Source organism: Vibrio variabilis, assembly GCF_003263785.1.
In the GTDB taxonomy this organism is placed as follows: Bacteria; Pseudomonadota; Gammaproteobacteria; order Enterobacterales; family Vibrionaceae; genus Vibrio; species Vibrio variabilis.
Window position 1 is genome coordinate 177,182 of sequence record NZ_JYJK01000044.1, and the last position, 14,953, is coordinate 192,134.

12 protein-coding genes and 4 pseudogenes are annotated in these 14,953 nt (G+C 47.4%); 6 read left to right on the plus strand and 10 right to left on the minus strand.

All coding sequences use genetic code 11. The features are described 5' to 3' along the window. Positions 1-105: 105 nt before the first annotated feature. The 3 genes and pseudogenes from recX to pncC form a co-directional block, all read right to left on the minus strand. The gene (recX, locus tag TZ48_RS06020) at positions 106-570 is read right to left on the minus strand and encodes a recombination regulator RecX (RefSeq protein ID WP_112478585.1); all 465 of its coding nucleotides are present in this window, start codon (positions 568-570) and stop codon (positions 106-108) included. A gap of 77 nt (positions 571-647) precedes the next feature. Continuing rightward, positions 648-1,696: pseudogene (gene recA / locus TZ48_RS06025) on the minus strand (recombinase RecA). 233 nt (positions 1,697-1,929) lie between these two features. Next, positions 1,930-2,430, minus strand: a complete 501-nt coding sequence (gene pncC, locus TZ48_RS06030; RefSeq protein ID WP_112478586.1) for a nicotinamide-nucleotide amidase — start codon at positions 2,428-2,430, stop codon at positions 1,930-1,932. 142 nt (positions 2,431-2,572) lie between these two features. Here pncC and mutS point away from each other — a divergent pair. Then, a pseudogene (mutS, locus tag TZ48_RS06035) lies at positions 2,573-5,133 on the plus strand (DNA mismatch repair protein MutS). Positions 5,134-5,223: 90 nt separating this feature from the next. On the opposite strand, the pseudogene TZ48_RS06040 reads toward mutS, so the two are convergent. Further along, a pseudogene (locus tag TZ48_RS06040) lies at positions 5,224-6,023 on the minus strand (glycosyl hydrolase 2 galactose-binding domain-containing protein). Between the two features lie 104 nt (positions 6,024-6,127). Beyond that, positions 6,128-6,541: a ribonuclease E inhibitor RraB gene (rraB, locus tag TZ48_RS06045; protein ID WP_112478587.1), complete on the minus strand. Its 414-nt coding sequence runs from the start codon at positions 6,539-6,541 to the stop codon at positions 6,128-6,130. A gap of 562 nt (positions 6,542-7,103) precedes the next feature. On the opposite strand from rraB, the gene arcA reads away from it, so the two are divergent. The 5 genes from arcA to TZ48_RS06070 all read left to right on the plus strand — a co-directional run bounded on the left by arcA (position 7,104) and on the right by TZ48_RS06070 (position 11,620). Beyond that, positions 7,104-8,324 (plus strand): arginine deiminase, encoded by a 1,221-nt coding sequence (arcA, locus tag TZ48_RS06050; protein ID WP_112463128.1) that lies wholly within the window; start codon positions 7,104-7,106, stop codon positions 8,322-8,324. 122 nt (positions 8,325-8,446) lie between these two features. After that, positions 8,447-9,451 carry an ornithine carbamoyltransferase gene (gene argF, locus TZ48_RS06055; protein WP_112478588.1) on the plus strand — a complete coding sequence of 335 codons (1,005 nt, stop codon included), beginning with the start codon at positions 8,447-8,449 and terminating at the stop codon, positions 9,449-9,451. 254 nt (positions 9,452-9,705) lie between these two features. Next, positions 9,706-10,635 carry an aspartate carbamoyltransferase gene (gene pyrB, locus TZ48_RS06060; protein ID WP_112478589.1) on the plus strand — a complete coding sequence of 310 codons (930 nt, stop codon included), beginning with the start codon at positions 9,706-9,708 and terminating at the stop codon, positions 10,633-10,635. Positions 10,636-10,647: 12 nt separating this feature from the next. Beyond that, positions 10,648-11,109, plus strand: a complete 462-nt coding sequence (pyrI, locus tag TZ48_RS06065; protein WP_112463130.1) for an aspartate carbamoyltransferase regulatory subunit — start codon at positions 10,648-10,650, stop codon at positions 11,107-11,109. A gap of 121 nt (positions 11,110-11,230) precedes the next feature. Next, positions 11,231-11,620, plus strand: coding sequence for a RidA family protein (locus TZ48_RS06070; RefSeq protein WP_042496163.1), 390 nt, complete (start codon positions 11,231-11,233; stop codon positions 11,618-11,620). Positions 11,621-11,668: 48 nt separating this feature from the next. Here the strand turns inward: TZ48_RS06070 and TZ48_RS06075 are convergent. The 5 genes and pseudogenes from TZ48_RS06075 to TZ48_RS06095 form a co-directional block, all read right to left on the minus strand. Then, positions 11,669-12,398, minus strand: a pseudogene (locus tag TZ48_RS06075) (1-acylglycerol-3-phosphate O-acyltransferase). Between the two features lie 72 nt (positions 12,399-12,470). Beyond that, positions 12,471-13,736 carry a UDP-N-acetylglucosamine 1-carboxyvinyltransferase gene (gene murA / locus TZ48_RS06080; RefSeq protein ID WP_112478590.1) on the minus strand — a complete coding sequence of 422 codons (1,266 nt, stop codon included), beginning with the start codon at positions 13,734-13,736 and terminating at the stop codon, positions 12,471-12,473. Between the two features lie 9 nt (positions 13,737-13,745). Then, complete coding sequence (ibaG, locus tag TZ48_RS06085; protein ID WP_042496156.1) at positions 13,746-14,000, minus strand: BolA family iron metabolism protein IbaG; 255 nt, start codon at positions 13,998-14,000, stop codon at positions 13,746-13,748. Positions 14,001-14,009: 9 nt separating this feature from the next. Next, on the minus strand, positions 14,010-14,309 hold the full coding sequence (locus tag TZ48_RS06090) for an STAS domain-containing protein (protein ID WP_112478591.1): 300 nt from the start codon (positions 14,307-14,309) through the stop codon (positions 14,010-14,012). Continuing rightward, complete coding sequence (locus TZ48_RS06095) at positions 14,309-14,941, minus strand: MlaC/ttg2D family ABC transporter substrate-binding protein (protein WP_112478603.1); 633 nt, start codon at positions 14,939-14,941, stop codon at positions 14,309-14,311. The genes TZ48_RS06090 and TZ48_RS06095 overlap by 1 nt, the downstream gene beginning before the upstream one ends. Between the last annotated feature and the right edge of the window lie 12 nt (positions 14,942-14,953).

Here is a 14,953-nt window from a genome sequence, read left to right on the forward strand (position 1 = left end):
TGAGTAAGGATTCGCCTAGTCTTCTAGTAAAAAAGGCATTAAAGGTTAGGAAATGACACTTTATTCAAGTTAGGACAAGCAGTTGCAGGCACTCCCGTATGGCGTTCATTCAGTTTCTAGTGAGTCCAGCGCGTAGTTTATCTGCTCAAAAGAGTAGCCTCGGTACTGTAAAAACCGCACTTGCTTGGCGTATTCTTTGGGATCGCTCGCTTTTCCGTGACGGAACTTTTTCTCGGCCGTGGTTTTGGCCAGCTCAAACCAATCGACCTCTTCTTCCAGCATGGCTTCATTAACCACTGACTCTGCGACACGTTTTTGATTCAGTTCTTGACGAATACGGCGCTCGCCATGGCCTTTGTAGATATGTTGGCGAACTTGGCTTTTTGCAAAGCGCAGATCATCGAGATAACGATAGGACTTACACAGCTCAATCGCAGCTTCGATCTCCGACTCTTCATACCCTTTGAAACTCAGCTTTTGATACAGCTCGTACTCACCGTGATCGCGGCGGCTTAATAATTGGATGGCGGCTTCGTTGGCTGATAGCGTCGGTGGCTTTCGTTGATACATAAAAACTAATAGCTTGATAAGACAACAGATACAACAAAGCCCCGCAGTGCAGGGCTTTGTTTAATTCAGATGAAGATTTATAGCTCTTCTGCCGGCGCTTCACCAGTTTCAGCTTCTTCAGGAAGTGCTGGTGTTAGCAGCAGTTCACGCAGCTTGCTGTCAATCGCTTGTGCCGCTTCTGGGTTCTCACGCAGGAACTTACACGCGTTCGCTTTACCTTGACCAATCTTGTCGCCATTGTAGCTGTACCAAGCGCCCGCTTTCTCAACTAACTTGTGCTTAACACCTAGGTCAACCAGCTCACCGTAACGGTTGAAGCCTTGACCGTAAAGAATTTGCGTTTCCGCTTGCTTAAATGGTGCAGCAATCTTGTTCTTAACCACTTTGATGCGAGTTTCGTTACCCACCACTTCATCGCCTTCTTTGATAGAGCCAGTACGACGGATATCAAGACGAACAGATGCGTAGAATTTAAGCGCGTTACCACCAGTGGTGGTTTCTGGGTTACCGAACATCACACCAATCTTCATACGGATTTGGTTGATGAAGATACACATACAGTTAGACTGCTTTAGGTTACCTGTTAGCTTACGCATTGCTTGAGAAAGCATACGAGCTTGCAGACCCATGTGGCTGTCACCCATCTCGCCTTCGATTTCTGCTTTTGGTGTTAGTGCTGCAACCGAGTCAACAACCATAACGTCAATCGCGCCAGAGCGTGCTAGTGCGTCACAGATCTCAAGTGCTTGCTCACCGGTATCTGGCTGAGACACCAATAGCGCATCGATATCAACACCGAGCTTTTTCGCGTAGATAGGGTCGAGTGCATGTTCTGCATCGATAAACGCACAAGTTTTACCTTGTTTTTGAGCTGCGGCAATACACTCAAGGGTCAGCGTTGTCTTACCTGATGACTCAGGACCGTAGATCTCAACGATACGACCCATTGGCAGGCCACCAGCACCCAGCGCGATATCCAGAGAAAGTGAGCCGGTTGAAATGGTTTCAACGTCCATGGTACGGTTATCACCAAGCGCATAATTGAGCCTTTACCAAATTGCTTTTCAATCTGACCTAATGCAGCGGCTAACGCCTTCTGTTTATTCTCGTCCATTACTTTCTCCACAACTATCCTTTACGGATATACGCTTTAGGCAACTTACGTGCTTGAGCTGTTTTAATCAGGTGAGCAGCGTGTTCAAAACCGCCGCAAGATGTGTTTCATTATACTGTTGATTCATACAGTGTCTATACCTGTATGAAGATTTTTTTGTGACCTTGGTGTGAGTTCTAAAAGAGTCTGTTAATTTCCATACGCTTAGCGTCCCCCCCTGAGACTCACTTCAATGCTCCGCATGATTAACTAAACGGCTCTTCGTCAGTCACATGGTCAAGCAAAGTCGTTAAGGCATGCCAAACGGCTTGATTACGTACTGCAGCTCGGTCACCTGCAAACAGGCACGTTTCTACTTTTTGCCAGCCAACAGAGGAAGCCCAAGCAAAACAGACCGTGCCCACAGGCTTATCCTCGCTGCCCCCTCCAGGGCCAGCAATACCACTGATAGCGACGCTCAAGGTGCCATTTGAATGGCTGAGTGCGCCTTGCGCCATCTCTATAACCACAGCCTCACTGACCGCACCATATTGACCGAGCGTTTCTGCACGCACCCCAAGCATTTCCATTTTGGCATCGTTACTGTAGGTAATAAACGCACGATCAAACCAAACCGAGCTACCCGCAATATCCGTAATAGCAGTGGCGACACCACCGCCTGTGCATGACTCGGCTGTGACTAGTACTTGATCACCTTGTAGCAATAGCTGACCCAATTGCGTACTTAACTCAGATAGGTTTTGCATTTCCCCTACTCCTCGCCTCAAACTGAGGCTAACTGTGATGTGACATCATGTTAACGAGCATCATTAAAGACTCTGCCCTTTTCGCTCTCGCTGCTTTCACGTATCCTAGGCGGCAACGAAAACCAGTAGCAAAGAAGTGACAGTGAAAGCGGAACAAAAACACACACCAATGATGCAGCAGTATCTGAAGCTAAAAGCCGAAAACCCAGATATTTTGCTGTTCTATCGCATGGGCGACTTTTACGAGCTGTTTTACGATGATGCCAAACGCGCATCGCAATTGCTTGATATTTCGCTAACTAAGCGTGGTGCTTCTGCGGGTGAACCTATTCCAATGGCGGGTGTCCCTTTTCACGCTGTCGAAGGTTATCTTGCCAAACTGGTGCAGCTTGGTGAGTCGGTCGCGATTTGCGAACAAGTTGGCGATCCGGCGACCAGCAAAGGGCCGGTAGAAAGAAAAGTTGTTCGTATCGTCACACCGGGTACCGTCTCTGACGAAGCTCTACTATCAGAACGACTCGATAACCTGATTGCCGCAATCTACCACCAAAACGGTAAATTTGGCTATGCCACTCTAGACATTACCTCCGGTCGTTTTCAACTTTGTGAACCTCGTAGTGAAGAAGCGATGTTGGCCGAGTTGCAACGCACGGCGCCAAAAGAACTTCTATTCCCTGAAGACTTTGAACCGGTTGGCATTATGGCCAATCGCAATGGCAATCGCCGCCGTCCAGTTTGGGAATTTGAAATCGATACCGCAAGGCAACAGTTGAACCAACAATTTGGCACCAAAGACCTAGTCGGTTTTGGTGTTGAGCAGTGTGAACTTGGGCTTTGCGCCGCTGGCTGCTTGATTCAGTACGTCAAAGACACCCAAAGAACCGCACTGCCTCACATTCGCTCGCTGACGTTGGACAGCCAAGATCAATCCGTGATCTTAGACGCTGCAACAAGACGCAATTTAGAGCTCACTCAAAACCTGTCTGGCGGTTATGATAATACACTCGCTGAAGTGCTCGATCATACTGCAACGGCCATGGGTAGCCGTATGCTTAAGCGCTGGATCCACCAGCCAATGCGCTGCCAAAAAACGCTGAACTATCGCCTAGATGCGATCTCCGAGATCAAGCAAGACGCCCTTTACACAGAGCTAGCGCCAACGCTGAAACAGATCGGCGATATTGAGCGTATCCTAGCAAGATTGGCACTGCGCTCAGCAAGGCCGCGTGACATGGCTCGCCTGCGTAGCGCACTCCAGCAATTACCTGAGCTAGCACTTAGCCTAGAGACGGTGGCACATCCGTACCTCAAGCAGCTCGCCGAATTCTCTGCACCAATGGACTCAATGGCCGATCTGCTTGAGCGCGCCATTAAAGACAACCCTCCAGTTGTGATTCGTGACGGAGGTGTAATTGCCGATGGTTACAATGCCGAGCTAGACGAGTGGCGAGACCTTGCCAACGGCGCAACGGCCTACCTAGACAAGCTTGAGCACGATGAACGTGATCGTCACGGCATCGACACCCTTAAGGTTGGCTACAACAATGTTCACGGCTTCTACATTCAAGTAAGCCGTGGGCAGAGCCACCTTGTGCCGCCGCATTACGTTCGTCGTCAAACGTTGAAAAATGCCGAGCGCTACATTATCCCAGAGCTTAAAGAGCACGAAGATAAAGTATTGAACTCAAAATCAAAAGCACTCGCCATAGAGAAAAAACTATGGGAAGAGTTGTTTGATTTACTGCTGCCAAGCCTAGAGCAGCTTCAAAACCTAGCGTCCGCTTTGTCCCAGCTCGATGTACTGCAAAACTTAGCTGAGCGCGCAGAAAGCCTAGATTACTGCCGACCAACATTAACTGAGAAAGCAGGCATTCAGATCCAGTCTGGCCGTCACCCTGTGGTTGAACAGGTGATGGATGAGCCATTTATTGCTAACCCAATAGCGCTTAACCCAGAGCGTAAGATGCTTATCGTTACCGGTCCAAACATGGGTGGTAAATCGACTTATATGCGTCAAACCGCGCTGATTGCATTGATGGCGCACATCGGCTGTTACGTACCTGCTGAGTCGGCTGAAATTGGTTCACTCGATCGTATCTTTACTCGTATTGGCGCCTCTGATGATCTTCCTCTGGCCGCTCGACCTTCATGGTTGAGATGACAGAAACCGCCAATATCTTACATAACGCCACTCAAAACAGCTTAGTGCTGATGGATGAGATTGGCCGCGGCACCAGTACCTACGATGGCCTATCGCTCGCTTGGGCAAGTGCAGAATGGTTAGCGACTAAAGTGGGGGCGATGACGTTGTTTGCTACGCACTATTTTGAGCTCACTGAGATGCCAAATCAGTTGCCAAACCTCGCCAATGTCCATTTGGATGCGGTCGAGCATGGTGACTCAATTGCGTTTATGCATGCGGTTCAAGAGGGCGCGGCAAGTAAGTCTTACGGCCTTGCCGTAGCAGGCCTTGCTGGCGTACCGAAAGCGGTGATTAAAAACGCACGTCAAAAACTGACGCAGTTGGAGCAGATTGGTCAGAATCCAACGCGAGCAGAATCACCACAGGTGGATATTGCGAATCAGCTGAGCTTGATTCCGGAGCCAAGTGAAGTGGAAGAGGCGTTGGCGCAGATTAATCCGGATGATTTGACGCCGCGTCAGGCGTTGGAAGAGCTGTATCGGTTGAAGCAGTTGCTTTAGGTGCTTAAAGATTAAGATCAAGAGATTACCCCTCCTAGCCTCCCCTTATAAAGGGGAGGAACAACTGGCTCGCTGCGCATCGCCTAGCTATTAGAGAGCTACGTGGGTGACGCAGAGTTGTTGGCTGAGTGCGACGTCGAACTCTTGCTTTTGGCCATCGAGTTCTACTACTAGGTTGTAGAGATCCTCTTTATTCGGGTGTTCTGGGTCTGCGTATTTAGGTGCTTCTACCTGAAACAGTGCGGAGGCTTGATTAGCACGAACATCTATCGGCAAAAAGTAAGTCATACCATCGAACTTGACCGACGCCGAGACGAGGCCTGCACGAAACGTTTGATAGTGTAAGTCCACTTTGAATTCACAGCCGCCACCATGGTGCCAGATCTGCTCCATCGCCACATGCTCAAGCCGTACGTGAGGAATAAACTGCAAGTAAGGCATTTGCCAAACGCCCATGCGCTCTTCAGTGCGAGACTTTTCTTGAGCTAGTGAACATGTTGGCGCGTTATCCATATCAACAAGCAGGTCATCTTCATCATACTCAAGAAATAGGATTTCGACTCGATTTGGACCTTGTTGAAGATGAGCTCGAATCTCTTTGCGATAAGTTGTCTCGCTACCATCACAATCCATGACCGCACGCCCGTTGATGCGCACCTCTGCATAATAATCAACGCCGCCAATAACCAAATCCACCGCAGGGTTCGCCAACTGAGCCTCCGTCAGCTCAAAGTCATGCATTAAGTGCCACTCTTGCTCACGAATCGCTTGTTCAGACAAGGTTTCTGGTAGTACTTGGCTCAGTGCTCCGGGAAACGTCAGATCATCTTGAGGGATAGAGAGATCGGTAAGGGGGAGAGTTGCCAAAGACCGGCGAGATTCATCTTCATTGATTATATTGACCTAGATCATGTTAGGCGAAGTATAATCAAATCGCATTTGGAAAGATAGCAAGATCAAAAAAGGTCAGCTGAGCTGACCTTTTCATCAAGACTTATTCGTCTTCATCACCTTCTTCAGGGTATAGCGCGTCTTCGCCTTCATAGTAAGTACCCCAGCCATCGTAGATGATGTCGTATTTCTCTGCTAGGTGAACTAGCTTCTCTACTTGAGCATCAATTTGCTCAGCGTTAAGTGCCGATTCCATTGTCGCATCACAACAAAGCAGCTTGTTGCCATCTTCGTCTTCAGTTTCTTCTGCTTCTAGCACCTCGAAGCCCATCTTGAACGCTTCAACGACCGCTTTCTCTAGACGATCAAAGTCTTCTGCGAACAGGTGGTGTTCGATCTCGTAAAGTGCTTCTGGATCACTTCCATCTTCAATTAGCGCTTGAATGATATCGCGAGTTTCTTCCTTCTGAAATTCGATCAGTTCTTCAACGGACATATACTCATCTTGTTGAGACATAAAGTGCTCCAGCTATAAATAGGTTAACGGCATGAATAATACGAGAAGTCGCCAGAGATCGAAAGATCAAAACGAGATCTTTACTGACTATTTTTCGAAATCGCATTGAGAACAAAGCGTGACAAGGATCACATATACATAAATTTAACATTTTCATACTCAAAGGCTTCACTTTTTTTAGGTGCGTTGGTGGTTGGGGATAAATGCAACTTAGATCACCGCAAAGTTATAGATGAAGTATGCATATCCGCTAGCCAATCACACTATGACTAGATTTTCGTTTTATTCATTAATCAACAACAAACCCGCCGCAAAATGGTTTTTTATTCAAGTAGAAGACATGTGTATTAATAACCACTAAGTATAAAACGTTGCATATCCAAGCATTCATCCTCCCAAGTAAACACCCAAAATGCCACTCTCTTTGTCTGTATAGAATCCATCAATCAATAAATTTAACTGCAATTAAAACCTTCAGCAGTGATATTTACTGGTCGCTAAACTTGCATCTTGATAACAAGCTTGTCATAAATAGCGGCAGATCAAGCTGAAAGGAATCGTAATGAGTAAGTTGTATGTCGGCTCGGAAGTCGGTCAATTACGACGCGTTTTGCTAAACCGTCCAGAAAGAGCCCTAACCCACCTCACCCCATCGAACTGTCATGAACTCTTGTTCGATGACGTACTGGCAGTAGAAGCGGCTGGCGAAGAGCACGATGCTTTTGCAAGCACACTGCGCAGCCAAGACGTCGAGGTTTTGTTGCTTCATGACTTGCTAGTAGAAACCCTCGCTGTAGACGATGCCAGAGCCTGGCTACTCGATACGCAAATCTCCGATTTTCGCTACGGACCTATTTTTGCCAGCGAGCTGCGTCAATACCTAGCGCAAATGGACAACGAGCATTTAGCGACCGTGTTACTCGGTGGCCTTGCCTACTCTGAGCTACCAATCAAAACACCATCGATATTGCAAAAGATGAGCAGGCCGCTCGACTTTGTCATTGAGCCTTTGCCTAACCATCTTTTCACCCGCGACACCTCATGCTGGGTGTATGGCGGCGTTTCACTAAACCCAATGATGAAACCGGCTCGTCAACGCGAAACCAATCACCTTCGTGCTATCTACCGCTGGCACCCTACGTTTGCTGGTCAAGATTTTATTAAATACTTCGGGGATGAAGATCTGCACTACGACAATGCCAATATCGAAGGCGGCGACGTTCTGGTCATTGGTAAAGGCGCGGTGCTTATTGGTATCTCTGAGCGTACAACACCGCAAGGGGTGGAAAATCTGGCAGCCAGCTTATTTAAATCAGGCCAAGCCAGCCAAGTGATTGCTATCGACCTACCTAAGCATCGTTCGTGCATGCACTTAGATACAGTGATGACCCACATGGATGTCGATACCTTCTCGGTCTATCCAGAAATCATCAATGACAAACTCGATACGTGGCGTTTAACGCCATCAAATAACGGTCAAATGCAGGTGGAGAAACTGCCAAACTATCTGAAGGCACTAGAAAGCGCGCTGGATGTGGATCAGTTGAAGATCATCACAACAGGTGGCGACAACTACGAAGCTGAACGAGAGCAATGGAACGACGCCAACAATGTGCTGACAGTTAAACCTGGTGTGGTCATCGGCTATGAACGCAACGTGTATACCAATGAGAAATACGACAAAGCCGGCATTCAAGTGTTGACCATTCCAGGCAATGAACTTGGCCGTGGCCGTGGTGGTGCTCGCTGTATGAGCTGCCCAATAGAGCGTGACGGCATTTAAACATAACTATTTACAAAAGCCCCAAATAAGGGGCTTTTTTTGCACTTAAACAAAATAATTATTCACAAAATAAGAATTTGTATGTATAAATAGAATCAACAACTAACACAGAGGTACGGAACATGGCTTACAACTTACGGAATAGGAACTTTCTCAAGCTTCTCGACTTCACACCAAAAGAAATTCAATTTTTGCTCGACATGTCTAAAGAGCTCAAATCGGCAAAATACGCCGGTACTGAACAAAAGAAACTGGTTGGCAAAAACATTGCGCTTATCTTCGAAAAAGCATCGACCCGTACCCGATGTGCCTTTGAAGTGGCGGCTTTTGATCAGGGCGCACAAGTGTCTTACATCGGCCCATCTGGCTCGCAAATTGGTCACAAAGAATCGATGAAAGATACGGCGCGCGTGTTAGGTCGTATGTACGATGGCATTGAATATCGCGGCTTTGGCCAAGAGATTGTTGAAGAGCTTGGCGCACATGCTGGCGTTCCGGTATGGAATGGTTTAACAGACGAGTTCCACCCCACTCAAATCCTTGCCGACTTCCTCACTATGCTTGAGCACGGCAAAGGCAAGCAACTGCATCAAATCAAACTTGCTTACTTAGGTGACGCGCGCAATAACATGGGCAATTCACTGATGGTAGGCGCAGCCAAAATGGGCATGGATATTCGTTTGGTCGCCCCTAAAGCATTTTGGCCAGAGCAAAGCTTAGTTGATGAGTGTCAGACCATAGCTCAAACTACCGGTGCGACCATCACCCTAACCGAAGATGTCCAAGCGGGCGTCAAAGATTGTGACTTCCTATATACCGACGTGTGGGTATCGATGGGCGAATCTGCCGAAGCATGGGAAGAGCGAATCGCGGTCATGAAACCTTATCAAGTTAACATGGCGATGATCGAAGCAACTGGGAATAAAAACGTAAAATTTATGCACTGTTTGCCCGCTTTCCATGACGATCAGACGACTATAGGTAAAGAAATTGCGGATAAATATGGACTCAATGGCCTTGAAGTGACCAATGATGTGTTTGAGTCTGAATATTCAATCGTTTTTGATGAAGCTGAGAACCGCATGCATACTATTAAAGCGGTCATGGTGGCCACGTTAGGCAGCTAACAAAGTTGGCAATAATTGACGCTAAATGTTTGATGTAATCGCTTGCGCTCGCAAATTTTGGGCGTATAATTCTCGGCAATTTGTCTGGGGAACGATTAATGGCGCAAGCGAGTTTGACATCACAACACACTCTCGGTAAGCAATTTGCTTATCACGCACCGTTATTATTTCCTATCGAATTCTAAGCCTCCCAATATGGGGGCTTTTTTATGGCTGTTAAATCTGGTCTGGTTGTCACTATAGGGAAGATAAACATGGCGAATACGCTCTATCAAAAGCACATTATCTCGATTCCGGAACTGTCACGTGAGGAGCTAGAACTCATTGTGAAAACCGCGGGTCATCTAAAATCCAACCCTCAACCTGAGTTAATCAAGAATAAAGTCGTGGCGAGCTGCTTCTTCGAGCCATCGACACGTACCCGACTTTCTTTCGAAACGGCTATCCAGCGCATCGGCGGTGATGTGATTGGTTTCGACAGCGGTGGTAACACGTCACTGGCGAAAAAAGGCGAGACGCTGGCAGACTCTGTACAGGTCATCTCTTCCTACGTTGATGCCTTCGTTATGCGCCACCCTCAAGAAGGCGCAGCACGTCTTGCTTCTGAGTTCTCTAACGGTGTACCGGTTATCAACGCGGGAGACGGTGCAAACCAACACCCAACACAAACCCTGCTCGACCTGTACTCTATTTATGAGACGCAAGGCCGCTTAGATGACATCAACGTTGCGTTTGTGGGCGACCTAAAATACGGCCGCACAGTTCACTCATTGACTCAAGCGCTGGCTAAATTCGACAACGTACGCTTCTTCTTTATCGCACCAGAAGCGCTAGCGATGCCGGATTACATCTGTGAAGAACTAGAAGAAGCGGGCATTCAATATAGCCTGCACACGGACATCGACAGCGTCGTGCCAGACCTTGATATCCTTTACATGACTCGCGTACAGAAAGAGCGCTTTGACGAATCTGAATACGCGCACATTAAGTCGGCGTATATCTTGTCAGCAGAGACGCTGAAAGAGGCACGCGACAACCTTAAAGTCCTACACCCACTGCCACGTGTGGATGAAATCACCGTAGACGTTGATAAAACGCCTTACGCGTATTACTTCCAACAAGCAGAAAACGGTGTATACGCTCGTGAAGCGCTACTAGCACTTGTTCTAAACGAAGCACTTTAAGGAGAGATTGTCATGGCTAAAGAAACTCAATTGCAGGTAGAAGCAATCAAAAACGGCACCGTTATTGACCACATCCCAGCGAATATTGGCATCAAGGTGTTGAAGCTGTTCGCGATGGATGAATCAAAACAGCGCGTGACTATCGGCCTGAACTTACCGTCATCAGCGTTAGGCAGTAAAGATCTGCTAAAGATTGAAAACGTGTTTATCACCGAAGAGCAAGCGAACAAGCTAGCACTGTATGCACCGCATGCCACAGTAAACCAGATTGAAAACTACGAAGTGTGCAAAAAGCTGGCGTTAGAGCTTCCAGAAACCATCACTGGTGTTTTTGAGTGTCCGAACAGCAACTGCATCACGCATAACGAACCAGTAGACAGCAGCTTCAAAGTATTTGAAAAGCACGAAGACATCCGTTTGAAATGCAAATACTGCGAAAAAGTTTACTCTCGCGAGATCGTGACCGAACGCTAGAGTGAATCACAAGTCAATACTCATTCAAGCCTATAATATTTCTCATTGTTGTAGGCTTGATTTTTATTTGTGCTAGAGGCAGTCTTAAGCTCTTACTAATCCCATCATAATGGATAAAACGATGACAAAAGTCCTTCATACAGAGTCTGCACCAGCAGCAATTGGTCCTTACGTTCAAGGTGTTGATCTAGGCAACATGGTACTGACTTCAGGCCAAATCCCTGTGAATCCTCAAACAGGTGACGTGTCAGACGACATTTCTGAACAAGCACGTCAGTCTCTAGATAACGTGAAAGCTGTCGTTGAAGCATCTGGCCTGACGGTTTCAGACATCGTTAAAATGACCGTGTTCGTTAAAGACCTTAATGACTTTGGTACTGTGAATGAGGTATACGGCAAGTTCTTCGATGAGCACAACGTAGCAAACTACCCGGCGCGCTCTTGTGTTGAAGTTGCTCGTCTTCCAAAAGATGTGAAGATTGAGATTGAAGCAATCGCAGTTCGCAAATAATTGCTTCGATTGAAGAGAAAAGGGTTGCCATTGGCAACCCTTTTTTGATTATTTCTTCGCGTTAAGCTCAGCGACTTCGGCGTCCAGTTCCGCGAGCTTCTCCACCATTTGCTCTCGGCAAACGTTCGCCAGTTTGCGCACGTCTTCTTTACCGTAGCCTTCAATAGAGACCGGTGGCAACATCTCAACGATGATATGACCGTTATCCCACTTGTTCAGCTTTAAATGGCCAGTGCTGCTGCAAACGATTGGAATGATTGGCACTTCTGCACCAATAGCCGCATGGAAAGCACCGGTTTTGAACGGCAGTAAGCCGCGACCGCGTGAGCGAGTTCCTTCAGGGAACATCCATACTGATAGATTGCTCTTCTTCATGCTATCCACCACTTGGTCGATCGTACCTTTCGCTTTGCTGCGGTTGGCACGGTCAATCAAGATGTTTCCGGTTAGATAGTAAAGCTGACCAAAAAGCGGCATCCACAATAGGCTCTTTTTACCTACCGTCACCACGTTCGGCGTTACCGCTGAAGAGACTGTGAATAAATCCCAGTTGTTCTGATGATTGGCAATATAGATGTGTTGACCACGTTTTGTACGCATCTTCTGGAAGGCGCAAATCGAGCTTCACACCGAGGATCTTTGACATCGCGCCAAAATAGCGGCCAAAGGTAAACACATGTTTTGGATTTCTAGGGCTGAGCAGACAATAGCCGCAGCCAAATACAAACATCACGACGGCGAAGATAGCCACTGCGATGCAGCGAAGTAAAGCAACCATTTTGTTCTCCGACAATGGCTTCAAAAAAAAGCCGAAACCCTTGGATTTCGGCTAATTGAATCTTAAATGTTGTTATTCATCGCCCGCGACACGGGTAATGTTGGCACCCAGTGCTGACAATTTGTCTTCGATGCGTTCATAACCACGATCGATGTGATAAATACGGTCAACGATGGTCTCACCTTGTGCAATACAACCGGCAATCACCAAACTCGCTGAAGCGCGAAGGTCAGTTGCCATCACTTGAGCACCGCTCAGTGATTCCACATCGCCACAGATAACCGTGTTACCTTCAATTTCCGCTTTTGCGCCCATACGCATTAGCTCAGGCACATGCATAAAGCGGTTTTCAAAGATGTTTTCCGTGATGACACCGCCACCTTTCGCCATCATATTCAACAGCGTAAACTGCGCTTGCATGTCGGTTGGGAAACCTGGATGAGGAGCCGTGCGAATCGATACCGCTTTTAGCTCGCGACCTGTCATGTCTAATGAAATCCAGTCATCGCCAGTTTCAACGTCAGCGCCGGCTTCTTCAAGCTTGGCCAGTACGGCCTCAAGTAGATGCGCACTGGTATTACGGCAAACCACTTTACCGCCAGATACTGCAGCTGCCACTAAGAAGGTACCCGTTTCGATACGGTCTGCAACCACGGTATGCTTACCACCAGAAAGACGCTCAACACCTTCAATAGTGATGGTATCTGTACCCGCGCCCGTCACTTTAGCACCAAGCTTGTTCAGGAAGTCTGCGGTATCCACAATCTCTGGTTCACGCGCTGCGTTATCAAGCACGGTTGTGCCTTCCGCAAGCGTTGCGGCACACATGACAGTAATGGTTGCGCCAACACTGACTTTATCCATTACGATGTGCGCGCCTTTTAGGCGACCATCGACTTCTGCTTTCACGTAGCCATCTTCAAGCGTGATAGTTGCGCCTAGCTGCTCTAGACCATGAATATGAAGATCCACAGGACGAGCACCAATCGCACAACCACCAGGCAGTGACACTTGACCTTTACCAAAACGAGCCACAAGAGGGCCAAGTGCCCAAATGGATGCACGCATGGTTTTCACCAAGTCATAAGGCGCACAGAGCTCATTGATTTCGCTACCATCAACATGAACAGAACCGTTGCGATGCACCTTGGCACCCAAGCGGCTAAGTAGCTTCATCGTCGTATCAATATCGCGAAGATGAGGGACGTTAGCGACTTCTACTGGCTCTTCTGCCAGAATAGAAGCAAATAAAATTGGCAGTGCTGCGTTCTTAGCACCAGAGATCGACACTTCGCCTGTCAGCGGTGTATTCGATCCAATAACTCGAAACTTATCCATTAATAAACCTTAAAGAGACATCAGCTTTTTATCACGAGCCCACTCTTCTGGAGTATAGGCTTTAATTGATACTGCGTGGATGTCATTACGCTGAATGTATTCCATCAGCGGAGCGTAAATCGTCTGCTGTTTTTTAACTCGGCTCATGCCTTCAAATTGAGCATCTACCGCGATGACTTCATAGTGGCTACCTTCGCCTTTGACGATAAGCTCTTCTAGGTTCAACGCGTTTTGTAATAGTTCCTGTACTTTTGTGCTATCCACAAGATACTCCTAAATGTGTTTCTCTATGACTGATTCAACGTTGTATAGCTGAAACAGTATGTTCAGCTCATCGGGCACGAAGCTGAGCATTATATGACACTTTCGATTTTTTGCATGCTCTAATAAGTGGATTAACATCACCAATCCGGCAGAATCGAAGCGCTCGACCTGCTCTAGCGCCAAATTCATCTCTGGCTGAGTGAAATTAATTCGCTGAACATCACGCCAAAGTTCTGGCACAGTATCGCGGCTTATATTACCCACCAATGCCAAGCTTGTGTCAGTACGCTGTTCTAATTTTGCCACCATTACTTCCCGCTGCCCTCAAAACGAATTGGCGCTTTCGCCAACTGTTCAAGCTCATTAGCAACCGAAAGGATACCCTCTTGACGGATCTTGGTGTTCCACTCCGACTGCTTACTGGAAAGTAGGCTGATGCCTTCGGCAATCATATCAAACGCTTTCCATTCACCGGTTTTCTTATCCTTGCGGAGCTTAAACTCAAGATTAATGTTCGGGCGCGGTGAGTCCATGATGGCCACCTTGACGCCGATAATAGACGTCTTGTCGTCGATTTTGGGTTCAGGACCAAATTGCACTTCTTGACCCGTATATTGCGTCAAGACTTGTGCGTAAGATGTGACCAAATAAGCACGAAACGCATTGATGAATTCCATCACGTCTTCACGTTTGGCTCCTTTTAGATTAGGCCCAAGCAGCTTGAGTGCCGCATAGCGATAATTCACATAAGGCATCAGCTCCTCCTCCACTACCACTTTCAAGTGGTCGGGGTCGGCTTTAATCACATCTTGCTCCGCGCTAAGACGGGAGAAAGCCTGATCTGAGACCTTAATGATCATGTCATAAGGCTTGGTCGCATCAATTGTATCTGCCACTGCATTGGCTGAGAGCAATATCGTTACCATCAGCGCTGAACACATTTCAAACCATCG

What these genes read in the sequence shown, in the direction of transcription:
- rraB (WP_112478587.1), bottom strand. Translation starts at nt 6,541, where the DNA reads ATGTCTCAACAAGATGAGTATATGTCCGTTGAAGAACTGATCGAATTT.
- pyrB (WP_112478589.1), top strand. Translation starts at nt 9,706, where the DNA reads ATGGCGAATACGCTCTATCAAAAGCACATTATCTCGATTCCGGAACTG.
- pncC (WP_112478586.1), bottom strand. Translation starts at nt 2,430, where the DNA reads ATGCAAAACCTATCTGAGTTAAGTACGCAATTGGGTCAGCTATTGCTA.
- arcA (WP_112463128.1), top strand. Translation starts at nt 7,104, where the DNA reads ATGAGTAAGTTGTATGTCGGCTCGGAAGTCGGTCAATTACGACGCGTT.
- TZ48_RS06095 (WP_112478603.1), bottom strand. Translation starts at nt 14,941, where the DNA reads ATGTGTTCAGCGCTGATGGTAACGATATTGCTCTCAGCCAATGCAGTG.
- TZ48_RS06090 (WP_112478591.1), bottom strand. Translation starts at nt 14,309, where the DNA reads ATGGTGGCAAAATTAGAACAGCGTACTGACACAAGCTTGGCATTGGTG.
- TZ48_RS06070 (WP_042496163.1), top strand. Translation starts at nt 11,231, where the DNA reads ATGACAAAAGTCCTTCATACAGAGTCTGCACCAGCAGCAATTGGTCCT.
- murA (WP_112478590.1), bottom strand. Translation starts at nt 13,736, where the DNA reads ATGGATAAGTTTCGAGTTATTGGATCGAATACACCGCTGACAGGCGAA.
- pyrI (WP_112463130.1), top strand. Translation starts at nt 10,648, where the DNA reads ATGGCTAAAGAAACTCAATTGCAGGTAGAAGCAATCAAAAACGGCACC.
- argF (WP_112478588.1), top strand. Translation starts at nt 8,447, where the DNA reads ATGGCTTACAACTTACGGAATAGGAACTTTCTCAAGCTTCTCGACTTC.
- recX (WP_112478585.1), bottom strand. Translation starts at nt 570, where the DNA reads ATGTATCAACGAAAGCCACCGACGCTATCAGCCAACGAAGCCGCCATC.